Origin of the sequence: Helicobacter pylori, from assembly GCF_001653475.1 — a bacterium.
GTDB lineage: Bacteria > Campylobacterota > Campylobacteria > Campylobacterales > Helicobacteraceae > Helicobacter > Helicobacter pylori_CM.
This window is the reverse complement of record NZ_CP011487.1, coordinates 949,908-966,334: the sequence shown is the minus strand read 5'-3', so window position 1 is coordinate 966,334 and position 16,427 is coordinate 949,908. Positions and strand designations below refer to the sequence as shown.

The 16,427-nt window shown below is 39.3% G+C and carries 12 protein-coding genes and 1 pseudogene; 6 read left to right on the top strand and 7 right to left on the bottom strand.

The window, feature by feature from the left end; genetic code table 11:
- Nucleotide 1: 1 nt before the first annotated feature.
- The 7 genes from serA to pheS all read right to left on the bottom strand — a co-directional run bounded on the left by serA (nucleotide 2) and on the right by pheS (nucleotide 9,317).
- Complete coding sequence (serA, locus tag AA974_RS04610) at nucleotides 2–1,576, bottom strand: phosphoglycerate dehydrogenase (RefSeq protein ID WP_064433613.1); 1,575 nt, start codon at nucleotides 1,574–1,576, stop codon at nucleotides 2–4.
- A gap of 15 nt (nucleotides 1,577–1,591) precedes the next feature.
- Complete coding sequence (locus AA974_RS04605; RefSeq protein WP_064433612.1) at nucleotides 1,592–2,110, bottom strand: hypothetical protein; 519 nt, start codon at nucleotides 2,108–2,110, stop codon at nucleotides 1,592–1,594.
- A gap of 28 nt (nucleotides 2,111–2,138) precedes the next feature.
- Nucleotides 2,139–3,797 (bottom strand): 30S ribosomal protein S1, encoded by a 1,659-nt coding sequence (locus AA974_RS04600; protein ID WP_064433611.1) that lies wholly within the window; start codon nucleotides 3,795–3,797, stop codon nucleotides 2,139–2,141.
- 120 nt (nucleotides 3,798–3,917) lie between these two features.
- Complete coding sequence (locus AA974_RS04595; protein ID WP_000403560.1) at nucleotides 3,918–4,742, bottom strand: 4-hydroxy-3-methylbut-2-enyl diphosphate reductase; 825 nt, start codon at nucleotides 4,740–4,742, stop codon at nucleotides 3,918–3,920.
- Nucleotides 4,732–6,021 carry a 3-phosphoshikimate 1-carboxyvinyltransferase gene (gene aroA / locus AA974_RS04590; RefSeq protein ID WP_064433610.1) on the bottom strand — a complete coding sequence of 430 codons (1,290 nt, stop codon included), beginning with the start codon at nucleotides 6,019–6,021 and terminating at the stop codon, nucleotides 4,732–4,734. The genes AA974_RS04595 and aroA overlap by 11 nt, the downstream gene beginning before the upstream one ends.
- A 15-nt stretch (nucleotides 6,022–6,036) precedes the next feature.
- Nucleotides 6,037–8,331 carry a phenylalanine--tRNA ligase subunit beta gene (pheT, locus tag AA974_RS04585; RefSeq protein WP_064433609.1) on the bottom strand — a complete coding sequence of 765 codons (2,295 nt, stop codon included), beginning with the start codon at nucleotides 8,329–8,331 and terminating at the stop codon, nucleotides 6,037–6,039.
- Nucleotides 8,331–9,317, bottom strand: a complete 987-nt coding sequence (gene pheS, locus AA974_RS04580; protein WP_064433608.1) for a phenylalanine--tRNA ligase subunit alpha — start codon at nucleotides 9,315–9,317, stop codon at nucleotides 8,331–8,333. The genes pheT and pheS overlap by 1 nt, the downstream gene beginning before the upstream one ends.
- Nucleotides 9,318–9,397: 80 nt before the next feature.
- Between pheS and AA974_RS04575 the strand changes: the two genes are divergently transcribed.
- The 6 genes and pseudogenes from AA974_RS04575 to guaA all read left to right on the top strand — a co-directional run bounded on the left by AA974_RS04575 (nucleotide 9,398) and on the right by guaA (nucleotide 16,357).
- A complete protein-coding gene (locus AA974_RS04575; RefSeq protein WP_064433607.1) occupies nucleotides 9,398–9,712 on the top strand; it encodes a histidine triad nucleotide-binding protein in 315 nt (104 codons plus the stop codon).
- 18 nt (nucleotides 9,713–9,730) lie between these two features.
- Nucleotides 9,731–11,053: an aminotransferase class V-fold PLP-dependent enzyme gene (locus tag AA974_RS04570; RefSeq protein WP_064433606.1), complete on the top strand. Its 1,323-nt coding sequence runs from the start codon at nucleotides 9,731–9,733 to the stop codon at nucleotides 11,051–11,053.
- A 25-nt stretch (nucleotides 11,054–11,078) separates the two neighbouring features.
- Entirely contained in the window at nucleotides 11,079–11,669 is a 591-nt protein-coding gene (locus AA974_RS04565; protein WP_064433605.1) for a DUF3972 domain-containing protein, read from the top strand.
- A gap of 104 nt (nucleotides 11,670–11,773) precedes the next feature.
- Nucleotides 11,774–14,158: pseudogene (locus tag AA974_RS07840) on the top strand (molybdopterin guanine dinucleotide-containing S/N-oxide reductase).
- A 178-nt stretch (nucleotides 14,159–14,336) separates the two neighbouring features.
- Nucleotides 14,337–14,834, top strand: coding sequence for a hypothetical protein (locus AA974_RS04550; protein ID WP_064433603.1), 498 nt, complete (start codon nucleotides 14,337–14,339; stop codon nucleotides 14,832–14,834).
- Nucleotides 14,831–16,357: a glutamine-hydrolyzing GMP synthase gene (gene guaA / locus AA974_RS04545; RefSeq protein WP_064433602.1), complete on the top strand. Its 1,527-nt coding sequence runs from the start codon at nucleotides 14,831–14,833 to the stop codon at nucleotides 16,355–16,357. The genes AA974_RS04550 and guaA overlap by 4 nt, the downstream gene beginning before the upstream one ends.
- Nucleotides 16,358–16,427 lie beyond the last annotated feature (70 nt).

Here is a 16,427-nt window from a genome sequence, read left to right as displayed (position 1 = left end):
CTTAAATAACCACATAATGAACGCTTAAGCACGCAGGAATGCTTTTAAGCTCTTCTAAAACTTCCAAAGAAACTTCTTCATCTACAATAATGAGCGCTAGGGCTTCTTTTTGCGTGTTACGCCCCAAACGAAAATCAGCGATGTTAATGCCATGCCTAGCGAACGCATTCCCCACACTCCCAATAACGCCTGGAATATCCGTATTCCTGAATAAAAGCATTTTACCCTTTGGCTCTATATCAATATGAAACCCATCAATCTCAGTGAGTTTTAAAATATCTTCTTCAAACACCGTGCCGCTCACGCTAATTAAACCATTAGCCGCATTTAGAGTTAAAGAGAGCATGTTCTTATAAGGCGAAGCGCTTTCTTTAAGACTAACCTTAATCTCAATGCCTCTTTCTTTGGCCACAAAGGGGGCGTTAATGTAATTGATTTTATCCCCTACAACAGGTTTTAACACCCCCACTAGCGTAAAGGCTACAAGGGCGTCTTTAAATTGGTTGATCTCCCCACAAAGACTAATCTCAATTTTTTGGCACACGCCCTTATGGATTTGACTGGAAAAATAACCCAGTTTTTGCGCTAAATTCAAGTAGGCTTTTGCGCTTGCATCAAAAGCTTGCATGGGTAAATTCAAAGCATGCGGGTGGCTTGAACCCCTTAAAGATTCCATAACCCCTTGAGCGGCTTGTTTGGAAATTTCTTCTTGGGATTCTAAAGTGTTCGCGCCAATGTGGGGGGTCGCATAAACATTGGGCAAGTCTAAGAGCTTGTTGTGAATGCCAGGCTCTTTAGAAAAGACATCAATGCCAAGCCAACGCACTTTTTTGGTTTCTAAAGCTTCATAAAGAGCGTCTTCATTATAAAGCCCCCCTCTAGCGCAATTGATCAAAATAACCCCTTTTTTCATGCGTTCAATCTCTTTAGCGCCTATCATGTTAATGGTTTCTTTATTTTTAGGGGTGTGGATAGTGATCATATCGCACTGCAAAATGTCTTCAAAATTTTTTGTGTAAATGACCCCTAAATCAGTGGCTTTTGAAGAAGGGATATAAGGATCATAGGCTAGGACTTCCATTTCAAAGGCTTTAGCCCTAATGCCCACCCTAGAGCCAATATTCCCAAAACCAATGATGCCTAGCTTTTTATTTTTCAATTCCGTGCCATACCAATCTTCTCTTTTCCATAACCTTTGGTGTTTGATTTGATCGTTTGCGCAAGGGAACGATCGCACTGCATTGATCAAATGCGCCATCGTTAATTCCACAGCGGCAATCGTGTTAGCGGTAGGGATATTCATCACTACAATCCCTTTTTGAGAACAGCTTTCTAAATCAATATTATCCACTCCCACACCCGCTCTCACGATGGATTTTAAGTGGGTTAAGGGCTTTAAAAAATCGCTTGTGATAGGGGTCATGCTACGCGTGATGAGTGCATCCATGGGAGTGAGTTTTCCTAAAAGCTCATTTTTGGGGCATTTGGAATAATCATGCAAGACAATGTCTTTTTGAGCTTCTAAAATTTGAATGCCTTTAGCATGGATGGGGTCGCAAATGGCTATTTGATGCATTTTTATCCTTTGAATTTAAAAAACAGCATGATAGCGTATTTTATAATAGTCTAAATCAGCTAAAAAGCGTTCTTTTTTGTTTTTATCTAAATAGATGATGAGGTTAGGTTGGTTTTTGGTGTTATCGTAAGCGTAATCAATTTGTTCTTTTTTAAGGATTTCTTTTAAACACAAGAATTGATAACCCTTTAAATCCTTAATGATAAGCTTTGAATATTCCCTTTTTTTTTCTTCAAAAGGGATTTCAAAATGATGCTCTATAACAGGGTAATTGATAACTTCTTGCGCATCAAGATTTTGAGAAAGGGCGTTATTGCGATCTTCTTCGTTATGGGAGACTTTTTCATTAGGAGAGATTTCATTAGGGCTATTTTCTTCTAGGTTGATGTCATGGCTTGTTGCATCCGTTTGAGAGAGGCTTTTATTTGCATGAGAAATAGCGGGCATTTCTTTTTTAACGCTTAAAAACAAATAGGCTAAAACGCCAAGAGCGACAGCTAGGGAAATAAAAGCAACAACACTCTTAAATCTCATGCCATTCTCATGCTTTTAAAATCACCCTTTAGAGTTTTTCTTTAAGAATATCCCCTAAAGTCATTTTATCATCGCTCGTGTTAAAAGCTTGCAACTCTTCTTTTTCTTTTTTGCGCTCTAACCTATGTACAGAAGCACGCACTTTGTTGTTAGATTTTTCAATCGCAACAACCACGCATGTGATTTCTTGCCCTATTTTGATTTCATCTCTTTTCAAGGGGTTCAAATCTTCATTTTTGATCAGCACATCAATGCCATCAGCATTAATGAAAACGCCAAAATCCTTAATACTCACCACTTTGCCTTGAATCACGCTATCCGTTTTATGCTTTTGAGCGAATTCTTCTGTAGGGGAAGTAACCAAGTGTTTCGCACTCAAAGAAATCTTTTTATCTTTTTTGTTGATTTTAAGGATTTTCACTTTGATCATATCGCCAATTTTATAGTGGTCTTTGCATTTTTTATCTTTATCCCAAAAAGCGTCGTGATTGTGGAGCAAACCATCCACCCCACCTAGATTCAAAAACGCCCCAAAATCCGTTAAAGTCGCCACTTTGCCTTCTAAAACATCCCCCACTTGGTGTTTAGATTCAAAAACATCAAAAGGCCTGTTAGTGAGTTGCTTTAAAGAAACCCTTAAGCGGCGGTTTTTAGGATCAATGTCAATGATTTTCACATCAATCTCTTGCCCCACGCTCAAGTAGTTGTTAGGATGGCTGACATTTTTATCCCAAGAGATTTCAGAAACATGCAAAAAGCCTTCAATATCATTACCAATATCCACAAACACCCCATAATGTTCAATATTGCTCACCACCACCTTAATAGCGTATCCAGGTTTTAGTTTGTCTTGGATCTCTTCCCATGGGTCTTCTATGGTCGCTTTTATGGAGAGTGAAAGGCGTCTTTTTTCTCCATCATAAGCGATGGCTTTGACATAGACTTCATCGCCCTCTTTGTAGTATTTTTCAGGGTTGACTGGTCCTTTATGGCTGATTTCAGAATAATGGACCAAGCCCTCAATCTCCTTAGCTTCTACAAAAATACCAAAAGGGGTGATCTGGCGCACAACCCCTAATACCGGCTCTGCAGCTTCTAATAGTTCTTTAGAAACCTCAAGCCGTCGTTTGTCATTGACTTCAAAGAATCGTTTGCGAGAAATATTGATAGAATGGTTTTCCTTATCCACACGAATGATGCATGCTTTAATGCGTTTGCCGATGTGGTTTGCGTCATTCTTTAAAGAAGAGTGCGATCGGGAGAGGAAATACTCCACGCCTTGAGACTCCACGATATAACCCCCTTTATTCTTGCCTATAATCTTGCCCTCAATAATGGCGTTTTCATAGTTTTCGCCTAATTCTTCAATTTTAGCTTGAATCTTTTGTTGGGAAATGGCCTTTTTGTAGGAAACGCTAGGGTGTTCGCCTTTTTCGGACACATGCACGATAATGGGGTCATTTTTTTGATACAGTAACTGCCCCTTTTCATCGGTGATCTCACTCAAAGCCAAACGACCTTCTGTCTTACCGCCCACGCTCACCATGGCGTAACTATCGTTCTCATTGATGGAAACGATTAGCCCCTCTTTGATAGTGCCTTTTTCTAGGGTTTCTTCTTTTTCTAAGAGTTTTGCGAAGTCTTCCTCCTCGTCATTAAAATTCTGATCATCTACTATCTTGCTCATTGACTGCCTTACTATAAAATAAATATAAAATCCTTAAGGGTATTGTATCCTTTTTTGGCTTACAAAATCGTTTAAAAACTAATAATTAGCGGTTTTTTTAAAGAAAAATTTTAAAATGTGTTAAATCGTGCTGATTTTTTGCTTGACATTTTCTATAATCCAATCTGGTGTGGAAGCCCCAGCGGTAATCCCGCATAATTTTTTATCCTTAAACCACGCTAACTCTAATTCGTTTTCATCTTCTACCAAGTAGCTGTCTTCGCAATGCTGTTTGGCGATGCTTAAGAGCTGTTTGGTGTTTGAAGAAGTTTTACCGCCCACGACTATCATAATATCCACTTCCTTACTCAAATCCAAAGCGGCTTTTTGGTTGTAGGAAGTAGCGTTACAAATCGTGTTAAAAATACGCACTTCAGTGCATCTTTCCACCAAATAAGAAGCGATTTGCAAGAGTTTTGGGGTTTGTTTGGTGGTTTGAGAGACTAAAGCCACTTTTCGTTGGAGCTTTTTTTCTTGCAATTCTTCTAAAGAATTGATGACTAAAGCTTGGTTAGTGGCATAGCTGATCACGCCCTTGACTTCAGGGTGGTTAATATCCCCAAAAAGCACGATTTGATACCCTTCTTTACTCATGGATTCCACGATTTGTTGAGGTTTGATCACATACGGGCAAGTCGCATCAGTGATTTTGACCCCCTTATTTTTCAAGTATTCTAAATCCTGCTTAGGAATGCCATGGGTTCTTATGATCACGCTCTTATTTTTAGGGATTTTTTTAGGGTCTTCTTCAATTTTCACATTGAAGTTTTTTTCCAAACGATTGATTTCTTTAGCGTTATGAATGAGCGAGCCAAAAATCAAGCTGTTTTGATTTTTTTCAGCGATTTGTATCGCTCTTTTGACGCCAAAACAAAAACCATAATCCTTAGCCATTTTAATTTCCATTAAGACTCCTTTTTTTGAATAGATTGAGTAAGTGTTTGAATTGTGGGAAAGAAATGTTTGTGCATTCTAAATTATCAATTTCTAAAGGCAATGCTAAAGTTAAAATAGCGAAACTCATCGCAATCCTATGATCGTTAAAGCTTTTGATAAGGGGGGGTTTTTTTTGAGAAAAGCGCTGTTTGAATTGAGTTATATCTTCTAATCCCTCTATGTAAAACCCGTCTTCAAACTCTTCGCACTCAATCCTTAAAGCTTTGAAATTAGAAACAATCGCTTTAATCCTATCGCTTTCTTTAGATCGTAAATCTTTAGCGTTTTTGATTATGCTTTTGCCTTTTGCAAAAAGCATAGCGATACTTAAAGCAGGGATTTCATCAATCAGACTAGCGATATTTTTCTCTATCGTGATGGCTTTTAAAGGGGCATGCTCTATATAAATATCGCCAATAATTTCTAAATCTTTGGATTGAATCGCATACTCTATGGAAGCGCCCATTTTTTTCAACGCTTCAAAAGCTTCTATGCGAGTGGGGTTGAGCAGGACATTTTTTAAAAGAAGGCGGCTTTTTGGCGTAATCGCGCAAGCGAGAGCGAAAAAAAACGCGCTAGATGGATCGTTGGCTATTGTAAAATCAAAGGCTTCTAGGGGTTTTTCTAGGGGTGAAATCATTAAAACGCCGTCTTGATTTTGAATATCAGCTCCCAAACTTTTAAGCATGATTTCTGTGTGGTTGCGGCTAAGCTCACTTTCTTTATAGGCACTTGTGCCTTGAGCTTGTAAGGCGCTTAAAATGAAAGCGCTTTTGACTTGAGCTGAAGCGATAGGGCTTTCATAACCGCAAGCTTTTAAAGGACTCCCTAAGATCACTAATGGGGCGAAATGGTTATCTTCTCTGCCTAAAATCTTTGCCCCAAAAGCTTTTAAAGGCTCAATGATTCTTTTCATGGGGCGTGAGTTTAAGGAGTTGTCCCCGCTTAAAACAAAAAGACCTTTTTGAGCGCTTAAAAGCCCGCTGTATAAACGCATGGTGGTGCCAGAATTGTTGCAATTTAAAATCTTGTTAGGCTCTTTTAAAGTCGTTGGGGGCGTGATTTTAAAAGAATTTTTGGCGGTATTCTCTACTTTAGCCCCTAAATTTTGAGCGATTTCTAAAGAGCTTAAACAATCTCCTCCCATTAAAAAATTCCGCACAACACAAGGCTTTTGAGCGAGCAGGCTAAAAATAACGGCTCTGTGCGAGAGCGATTTATCGCTAGCGTTAATGTCAAGCTCTATCACATATTACCCTTTATATTATCCCTTAAGGCGGGCGTTAAATTCTTTTTCTAAAATTTCAAGCGCTTTTTGCACGGCTGAATTGACCTCTTCATCATTCAGGGTTTTTTCTAAAGAATGGATCACGCAACGCACGCTTAAGGCTATGGTATTATCGCTTTCTTTAAAAATATCAAGGGGTAGAATCTCGCTTAAATTAGGGATTTGAGCGTCTTTTAGGGCTTTTTTAATCCCGCTAAAAGCGGTGTTTTCATCAACGATTAGAGTCAAATCTCTCGCACTACTAGGATAAACGCTAAAGGGTTTTAATAGCATGCTGGGGCGTTTGAGTTTAAAAGCGTCTATCTCAGCGTAATAGCTTTCAAACAAATCTAATTCTTGGATCACTTTAGGGTGGATTTTAGCGATTACGCCTATGATTTTGTGATTTTGAATGATTTTAGCACTCTGGTAGGGGTGGTTAATGGGGGTTTGAGTGGTTAGTTTTTCCAAGCTAAAATCCCCTATAACTTTTGAAACGCATTCGGCAAAAGAATAAAAATCCCAAGCCTTGCCCTTAGCATCAGGGTAGCTTTCTTTTTTTTGCAAGCCGCTCGCTAAAAAGCCTAGTTTTTGGATCTCTTCTCTTTTAGAGTTATACACGCTCCCTTTTTCATAAAGGGCTATGCTTTTAAACCCTAAATTTTTATTCCTTAAACTGGCGTCTAAAAGCCCGCAAACAAGGCTCGTTCTCAGGGTGTTTAACTCTGTTGTGATAGGGTTTTGCAATTCTAGGGGATCTTCTAAAACTTCAAAGCCTAGTTTTTGCTGTTTTTCTTTAGAGTAAAACACATAGTGAATAACTTCTTTAAAACCGCAAGCAAGAGCCTTGTGTTTAAGGTTTTCAAAAAAGCGGTGCGTGTCATAATGGGGGTTTGAATTTTTGTTGCTGACGCTATCAAGGGGCTTTGAAATCAAATGATCAATCCCTACAAAGCGTAAGATTTCTTCAGCAATATCTTGGATCGTTTTAATGTCATGCCTGAAATTTGGCGCAACAACCTCTAAAATTTGAGATTTTGAGTTTGGCTCTTTTGCGCTAACTTTAAAGCCTAAATTTTTTAAAATACCTTGAATGGTTTCTTCTTCTACAGCAAGCCCCAAAATTTCGGTAATGTCTTCAGGTTTGAATTTAAGGGTGCGATCTTTTAAAGCATGTTTAGTTTGTTTGCTTTCTAAAATCGTTGCTTTCAAATGAGCGCTTAAAAAATTCAAGCCGTCTGATAAATTAGGGTTGCTCCCTCTAGCGCTTCTATAAATAAGGGCATTGTCTTTTTGAAGCGTTTTATCTTTTAGGGCGTGTAATTTTAAAGATAGGCTTATAGGATCAGTGTAGCTCGCTTCTAAAAGCAAATGCTCGCTCAAATCCTTTTGATCTTGATGTTTTATAGCGATAGTGGAGCGTTTTTGATGGTTAATATAAACGCTTTCAAGGTTGTTTTCATCGTTTTTCACGCTCAAATCAATAGGGGTTGCATCCAGGCTATAAGCGTTCATTACCACCCCACTAAAATGCGCGTTAAATTCTATGAAATTGTTCAGATCATTCTCGCTCAAGGCATTATTATGAGCGAGCGAAAGTTTGACATTTAAAGGGGTTTTTAAAGAATGGTTGCAAACCAAATAATAAGCCAAATGCGATTCAATATTTTCGTCCGCGCAAAGCGTGATCAAATCGCTTTTTGGCGTAAAATTTAAAGCCTTAATAGGCTTTAGGGGCGTGTGATAAAACGCGCTAATCTCTCTGGCAATTCCTAAAACGCTCAAGCAATCCCCACGATTAGGAGTCAATGAAATTTCTAAAACATGCGTGTTGAAGGGGGCGTATTCGTTTAATCCTTTCCCTAAAACCAACTCCCCAACACTCTCATCTAATTCCAAGATGCCATCATTGATTTTAGGAAAGCCCAATTCGCTACTAGAACAAATCATGCCGCAACTTTCAACCCCCCTAAGCTCAGTTTTAGCGATGGTTGTTGAGCCTATTAGCGCCCCATTTAAAGCGACTGGCACGAATTGGTTTGGCGTGACATTTTTAGCCCCACACACGATTTGTAACACTTCCTTGCCCGCATCCACTTGACACACGCTGAGTTTTTCAGCGTTTTTATGTGGGGCTTTTTCTAAAACTTTACCAACAACTACATTTTTAGGAGCAACACAAGGGATACAGCTTTCCACTTCTAAACCTAAGCAACTCAAATCCTCACAGAGTTTGGCTATATCTTTGGGCGTATCTACAAAAACATTCAAATCATTGACACTCAGTTTCATTAAAAGCTCTCCAACACCCTCAAATCAGTTTCAAAAAAACTGCGCAAATCATTGATCTGGCAAGTCAGCATGGCTAATCTTTCAATCCCCATGCCAAAAGCAAACCCGCTCACATTCTCATACCCTATGGCTTCAAACACCGCATTATTGACCATGCCACAGCCTAACACTTCTAGCCAGCCTGTGTGCGAGCAAACCCTACAGCCTTCTTGTTTGCAAAACACGCAACTAATATCCACTTCAGCGCTTGGCTCTGTGAAAGGGAAAAAGCTAGAGCGCCACCTTAATTTCACGCCGCCAAAGAAATAACGCAAAAAGTCTTCGATCACGCCCTTTAAATGCGTGAAACGGATATTCCCTTTTTGATCCACAGCAAGCCCTTCAATTTGATGGAACATGGGCGTGTGGGTCAAGTCATAATCGCGCCTAAAGGTTTCGCCTAAACAGATCATCTTAATGGGTGGGGTTTGTTCTTGCATGGTGTGGATTTGAACGGGCGAAGTGTGGGTCCTTAAAAGCTTGTGATCTTTAAAATAGAAAGTGTCTTGCATGTCTCTTGCAGGATGGTAAGGGGGCAAGTTTAAAGCGCTAAAATTATGGAAATCATCTTCTACTAAAGAGCCGATTTCAAGCTTGTATCCTAATGGGGTAAAAAATTCAATGATTTTATTTTTAGTGTGATTTAAAGGGTGAGAAGAGCTTGTTTTGATAGCGTTAAACAAACTCACATCAATTTTTTCTTTTTTCAAGCGTTCTTCTAATTCAAGCTCTAAAATCGCCTTTTTTTTCAATTCAAAGGCCTTTTCAAACGCTTGTTTATAATGGTGGATTTCTTTAGCGAAGGCGTTTTTTTCTCCGCCGTTTAGATTTTTGAGTTGGTTGAATTTATCCGCAAAAACCCCTTTTTTGCCCAAAGCATTCAAGCGTGCTTCTTCTAACTCTTTGCTATTAGTAACCTTTTCTAATCGCTCTATTAAGGTGTGCAATAACGATCCTTATATTTTATTTTTAAAAAGCTATAATACAACTTTAATAAAAGAAAAACCTTAAAAGGGAGCAAAAAAGCATGAATGTGTTTGAAAAAATAATCAAAGGCGAAATCCCTTGTTCTAAGATTTTAGAAAACGAGTGTTTTTTATCCTTTTATGACATTAACCCCAAAGCTAAAGTGCATGCATTAGTGATCCCCAAACAAAGCATTCAGGATTTTAACAGCATCACCCCAGAGCTTATGGCGCAAATGACAAGTTTTATCTTTGAAGTGGTGGAAAAATTAGGCATCAAAGAGAACGGCTACAAGCTTTTAACCAATGTGGGTAAAAACGCAGGGCAAGAGGTGATGCATTTGCATTTTCATATTTTAAGCGGGGATAAACATTAAAAGCGTTGGTGGTGTTTCATGCAAGCGTTTTTAAATAGGAGTTTTGCTCCCTTACTCAATCCTAATGAGAGTCCTTTAGAGCAGGTTAAATCCAGTATTATTTTAAAAAAAGGGGTGTCTTATTTTGACTGGGGGGCTTCAGGCTTAGCGAGCGCTTTAGTGGAAAAACGCATGAAATCTTTACTGCCTTATTATGCGAACGCTCATTCTGTTGCTTCTAAACATGCGATTTTAATGGGCATGCTTTTAAAAGAGTGCCAAAAAAAGTTAAAGCGTTCTTTAAATTTGAGCGATGGTTATTGCGTCTTGAGCGCGGGGTATGGGGCGAGCTCAGCGATCAAGAAATTTCAAGAAATTTTAGGGGTGTGTATCCCTTCAAAAACGAAGAAAAATTTAGAGCCGTATTTGAAAGATATGGCTTTAAAGCGTGTGATTGTAGGACCTTATGAGCATCATTCTAATGAAATTAGTTGGCGTGAAGGTTTGTGTGAAGTGGTGCGTATCCCTTTAAATGAACATGGCTTATTGGATTTAGAAATTTTAGAGCAAATTTTAAAAAAATCCCCTAACAGCTTGGTTTCTATGAGCGCGGCTTCTAATGTAACCGGACTGCTTACGCCCTTAAAAGAAGTTTCATCATTGTGTAAGAAATATAAGGCCGCTTTGGCTTTGGATTTAGCGAATTTTAGTGCGCATGCTAACCCTAAAGATTGCGAATACCAAACCGGTTTTTATGCGCCTCATAAGCTTTTAGGAGGCATTGGAGGGTGCGGTCTTTTAGGCATTTCTAAAGATTTGATTGACACTCAAATCGCCCCGAGTTTTAGCGCAGGGGGCGTGATTAAATACGCTAACCGCACACGGCATGAATTTATTGATGAATTGCCTTTGAGAGAAGAGTTTGGCACGCCAGGATTGTTGCAATTTTACAGGAGCGCTTTGGCGTATCAATTAAGAGATGAATGCGGTTTGGATTTTATCCACAAGAAAGAAAACAACCTTTTAAGAGTGCTCATGCATGGCTTAAAAGACTTGCCTGCTATTAATATCTATGGGAATTTAACCGCGAGTCGTGTGGGGGTAGTGGCTTTTAATATTGGGGGGATTTCGCCCTATGATTTAGCGAGAGTTTTAAGCTATGAATACGCTATTGAGACTCGGGCAGGTTGCTCTTGCGCGGGGCCTTATGGGCATGATTTATTGAATCTTAACGCTCAAAAGTCAAGCGATTTTAACACTAAACCCGGATGGATTAGAGTGAGCTTGCACTTCACGCATTCCATAAACGATATTGATTATTTGTTAGACAGCTTGAAAAAAGCGGTTAAAAAATTGCGTTAAGCTAAAACTATTTTTAAGGAAAAATTTGGATATTTTAGATTTGAACAAAGCGCAAGCGGTGCAACAAAATGAGCAAGAGGTAGAGGATAAAGAGCGAGAGTCTAAAGAGCCGGTGGTTTTAGAAGATTTGAGTGCTTTAGCATGGCTTGAATTAGAAGAGTTTAGCCGCCTTTCAGGGCTTCCTAAAGAAAGGGTTTTGGAATTAGTAAATATCGGTAAAATCAAGAGCAAAATAAGCAACAACAAGCTTTTAATTGATGCGAGCAGCGGGACAAACGCTTTAATCAAAAAGGTAGAAAATAATTTGATTTCTATGGATATGAACGGGCGTTCTTTAGAGCCTGCGTTTGTGGAAAAGACCATTAACACGATTTTAAACTTGCATGATAAAGTCATTGGCGCTAAAGATGAAACGATTTCAGCCTTTAAAAATGAAAACATGTTTTTAAAAGACGCTTTAATCTCTATGCAAGAAGTCTATGAAGAAGATAAAAAAACCATTGATCTTTTGCGAGACGAACTCAATCAAGCGAGAGAAGAAATTGAATTTATGAAGAGGAAATACCGCTTGATGTGGGGGAAAGTCGCTGACATGAGCAGCGTGAATAAAAAGTAGTTTCAAATTAACACTCATGCTATAGGGCTTATCAGCGGTAATTTTATGTGAATATATGTTAGAATTTGGGGTGTTTTAACAGAATACAAGCTTGAAGGAGAACCATGTCCATTTCACGCAGAAGTATCCTAACAAAAATCCCAATCGCGCTCGCTAGTGCTAATTGTTTGAAAGCTGTTGGTGTTTTTGAAAAAGTGGAATCCATTCCGCATGCAATGCATTTTGGTCCCTTTATCGCAAAGGTTCAAAATGGAGTGATTAAAGATATTATCCCCCAAAAGAGCGATTATAACCCTACCATGATGTTAAAAGCGATGATTGATATATTCAGATAGTAGGGTGAAGTATCCTTGCGTGCGTAAGAGTTTCTTAGAAAACAAAAAAAACCACAAAGAATTGCGTGGGAGAGAAGAATTTGTGCGCGTGAGTTGGGATGTGGCACTGGATTTAGCGGCTAAAAAGCTTAAAGAAATCCCTAAAGAAAACATCTAAACGCCAGTTATGGTGGCTGGGGCATGCGGGTAGCTTGCATCGTTGTCATCATTTAGCATGGCGTTTTTTTAACACGACTTTAGGGGGGGCTATTGGCACTGATGGGGAATATGGCAATGGCGCAGCTGCAAGAATAAACCCTATGATTGTAGGGGATATGGAAGTTTATTCGCAACAAACCACTCATGAAGAGATGATTAAAAATTGTAAGGTGTATGTCATGTGGGGGGCGGATTTGTTCAAGTGCAACCGCATTGATTATTTTGTGCCAAACCATGTCAATGATGGCTACTACCCTAAGTATAAAAGAGCTGGTATCAAATTCATTAGTATCGATCCCATTTATACTGAAACCGCTCAAGCCTTTAACGCTGAATGGATACCCATTCGCCCTAATACTGATGTAGCGTTAATGCTAGGCATGATGCATTATCTTTATACAAGCAATCAATACGATAAAGCGTTTATCGCTAAATACACTGATGGCTTTGATAAATTCTTGCCCTATTTGCTAGGAGAGAGCGATAATACGCCTAAGACTTTACAATGGGCGTCTCAAATCACTGGAGTGAGCGCAGAAAAAATCAAAGAATTAGCGGATTTGTTTGTTTCTAAACGCACTTTTTTAGCGGGTAATTGGGCCATGCAAAGAGCTCAGTATAGCGAGCAACCTGATTGGGCGTTAATTGTTTTAGCCAGCATGATCGGTCAAGTGGGCTTATCTGGTGGGGGCTTTGGCTTTTCTATGCATTATGGAGGGAACGCTCAAGCAAGCTCAGGGGCAAGAATTGTTCCTATGATTCCACAAGGGCATGGTTCTGTAAAAAGCGCTATTCCAGCGTCTAGAATTTCTGAAGCGGTTTTAAATCTGGATAAAGAAATGGATTTTATGGGTAAAAAACTCAAATTGCCCAAAATCAAAATGATTTATAATTGCGGAGCGGATTTATTAGGGCATGAAGCTGATACAAACGAGCTGATTCGCGCTTTAAGGACATTAGATTGCGTGATCGTGCCTGAGCCTTGGTGGACGCCTACGGCAAAATTTGCTGATATTGTCTTTGCTTCCACTAGCACTATGGAAAGAGATGATATTACTTTTGGAGGGAGTTATTCTAAGAATGTGGTTTATGCCATGCGTAAGGTGATAGAGCCTGTTTATGAATCTAAAGACGATTATGAGATTTTCAGACAGCTTGCTTTGTGCATTGGGGGCAATGAAACAGAGCAACGATTCACTGAATCTAAGAGTTACATGGAATGGATTAAGGGCCTTTATTGAAAAAAGCGATGGCCCTACTTTGAAATCGTTTGATCAGTTTTGGAGGGATGGCTTTGTGGAATTTGAAATCCCTGAAAATGCGAGAAAGTTTGTGCGTCATGCGAAATTCAGACAAGACCCTATTAATAATAAGCTGGATACAGAGAGCGGGAAAATTCAAATTTTTTCTCAAAAATGCACGGATTTTAAACTGGCTGATTTTAAAGGGCATCCTACTCGGTTTGAACCAGATGAGTGGCTAGGCTCTAAAATGGCTGAGACTTACCCATTCCATTTAATCTCTCCGCACCTAAAATACCGTGTCAATTCACAGCTTGATAACACTTTGGTTAGGAATGTGTATAAAATTCAAGGTAGAGAGTCTGTAATGATCAACGAACTAGACGCTAATAAATTAGGCATTAGGCATGGTGAAATTGTAGAAGTGTTTAACGCTAGGGGGAGGTTGTTAGCAGGGGAGTTTGTAACTAAGAATATCCGTCAAGGGGTTTTGAGTATCCAAAAAGGGGCATGGTATGACCCAGAAGATGTTCGGGTTAGAAACCCGTGATGCAATGCAGGGCATGTGAATACGCTCACTTCTTTACGCCCCACAAGCAGCATGACACAAGCCATTTCAGCCAATACCGCTTTAGTTAATATCAGAAAACTCAGAAGGTATGAATTAGTCAAACCCTGTCATTCCATTCCAACGCCAAGTATTATTGGGGCTTAAAAGGAGTGAAAATACCACCATGAGAGTGTTTTTACCCAAGAAAGACTTAACCATTAAAGACTTGACAACTAGCCAAGCTAAAGCGTGGGGTAATTCTCAATTTTTATATTATAATACTCTTTGATGCGTCATGCAGCCTATAGTTATGCAACCGATGATAAGTCAAGGATTATAAAAGATGAGCGTTTTTCAAATGGGTTTGAAATGTTGCGTGGGGTTGGTTTTGTTTATGGGGGTCTTGTTGGGGGATTCCAAAGCTTTTAAGGTTAGGGTGGATAAAAGTTTAACCCTACCCTTTTTGAATGTGCTTTCATTAGCTTTTAAACAAGACATGAGAAAAGAGATCGTTTTTGTGATTACCAAAAGCAATAAGTTGAGTAAAAAAGTGCTTTGTGATTTTGACGCTTTTTTATTGCCTGAGGCTCTGATGAGCGGCATGCCTAAAAAAGCGCTTTTTCATAAAGAGTTTTTATTCCAATCTAAAGAAAGTAAGACGCTCTATGCGTTTTCGCTGATTGATTCTCAATATTGCTCAAAAGGTGGAAATTACAGATACGCATTAGAAAAATTAGAACGCTGGTTTGTGCAAAAAGCGCCTGAGTTGGCTGAGAGCCACAGAGTGGATTATAAGAGCCAGTATGATAAAACACAAACAAAAATAAAGAATGAGCGATGATTTTAGTATTAGATTTTGGAAGCCAATACACACAGCTGATTGCTAGAAGATTGAGAGAGAGTGGGATTTATGCGGAAATAGTCCCTTTTTTTGAAAGCATAGAAAACATTCAAAAAAAAGCCCCTAAAGGTTTGATTTTGAGCGGGGGACCAGCGAGCGTGTATGCTAAAGACGCTTACAAGCCCAATGAAAAAATCTTTGATTTGAATTTGCCGATTTTAGGGATTTGTTACGGCATGCAGTATTTGGTGGATTTTTTTGGGGGAGTAGTGGCTTGTGCGAATGAGCAAGAATTTGGTAAGGCTGTTTTAGAAATCACTCAAGATTCTGTGATTTTTGAAGGCGTGAAAACCAAAAGTCTTGTGTGGATGAGCCATATGGATAAAGTCATAGAATTGCCTAAAGGCTTCACTACCCTTGCAAAAAGCCCTAATTCCCCCCATTGCGCGATTGAAAGCGCTAAGATTTTTGGCTTGCAATTCCACCCAGAAGTCATCCAAAGCGAAGAGGGGGGTAAGATTTTAGAAAATTTTGCCCTTTCAGTTTGCGGCTGTGAAAAAACTTGGGGGATGCAGCATTTCGCTCAAAGAGAAATCGCACGATTGAAAGAAAAAATCGCTAACGCTAAGGTTTTGTGCGCGGTGAGTGGGGGCGTGGATTCTACGGTGGTCGCTACGCTATTACACAGAGCCATTAAGGATAATTTGATCGCTGTTTTTGTGGATCATGGCTTGTTGCGTAAAAATGAAAAAGAAAGGGTGCAAGCGATGTTTAAAGACTTGCAAATCCCTTTAAACACGATAGACGCTAAAGAAATCTTTTTGTCTAAATTAAAGGGCGTGAGCGAGCCTGAATTGAAGCGAAAAATCATCGGCGAAACCTTTATTGAAGTGTTTGAAAAAGAAGCCAAGAAGCACCATTTAAAAGGCAAAATTGAGTTTTTAGCCCAAGGCACTTTATACCCTGATGTGATTGAATCCGTGAGCATTAAAGGGCCTTCAAAAGTGATCAAAACACACCATAATGTGGGCGGACTGCCTGAATGGATGGACTTTAAACTCATAGAGCCTTTAAGGGAATTGTTTAAAGATGAGGTGCGTTTGTTGGGTAAGGAATTGGGCGTTAGCCAGGATTTTTTAATGTGCCACCCCTTTCCAGGGCCTGGGCTTGCGATAAGGATTTTAGGCGAGATTAGTGAGAGTAAGATCAAACGCTTGCAAGAAGCGGATTTTATTTTTATAGAAGAGCTTAAAAAGGCCAATTTGTATGACAAGGTTTGGCAAGCTTTTTGCGTGTTGTTGAATGTCAATTCTGTGGGGGTTATGGGGGATAATCGCACTTATGAAAACGCTATTTGTTTGAGGGCGGTAAATGCGAGCGATGGCATGACAGCGAGCTTTTCATTTTTAGAGCATTCTTTTTTAGAAAAGGTTTCTAATCGTATCACTAATGAAGTGAGCGGTATCAATAGGGTAGTGTATGATATTACTTCTAAACCACCAGGAACGATTGAATGGGAATGATTATCTTAAGAATAGTGCTAAAAGTGGGATTTTTTGGGTAAGATTAGAAATTGATTTTAAAGAAAAAGAA

Excerpts from the sequence above, each read along its gene's own strand:
- serA (WP_064433613.1), bottom strand. The coding sequence starts at position 1,576 with ATGCATCAAATAGCCATTTGCGACCCCATCCATGCTAAAGGCATTCAA.
- AA974_RS04605 (WP_064433612.1), bottom strand. The coding sequence starts at position 2,110 with ATGAGATTTAAGAGTGTTGTTGCTTTTATTTCCCTAGCTGTCGCTCTT.
- AA974_RS04600 (WP_064433611.1), bottom strand. The coding sequence starts at position 3,797 with ATGAGCAAGATAGTAGATGATCAGAATTTTAATGACGAGGAGGAAGAC.
- AA974_RS04595 (WP_000403560.1), bottom strand. The coding sequence starts at position 4,742 with ATGGAAATTAAAATGGCTAAGGATTATGGTTTTTGTTTTGGCGTCAAA.
- pheT (WP_064433609.1), bottom strand. The coding sequence starts at position 8,331 with ATGAAACTGAGTGTCAATGATTTGAATGTTTTTGTAGATACGCCCAAA.
- AA974_RS04575 (WP_064433607.1), top strand. The coding sequence starts at position 9,398 with ATGAATGTGTTTGAAAAAATAATCAAAGGCGAAATCCCTTGTTCTAAG.
- AA974_RS04570 (WP_064433606.1), top strand. The coding sequence starts at position 9,731 with ATGCAAGCGTTTTTAAATAGGAGTTTTGCTCCCTTACTCAATCCTAAT.
- AA974_RS04550 (WP_064433603.1), top strand. The coding sequence starts at position 14,337 with ATGAGCGTTTTTCAAATGGGTTTGAAATGTTGCGTGGGGTTGGTTTTG.
- guaA (WP_064433602.1), top strand. The coding sequence starts at position 14,831 with ATGATTTTAGTATTAGATTTTGGAAGCCAATACACACAGCTGATTGCT.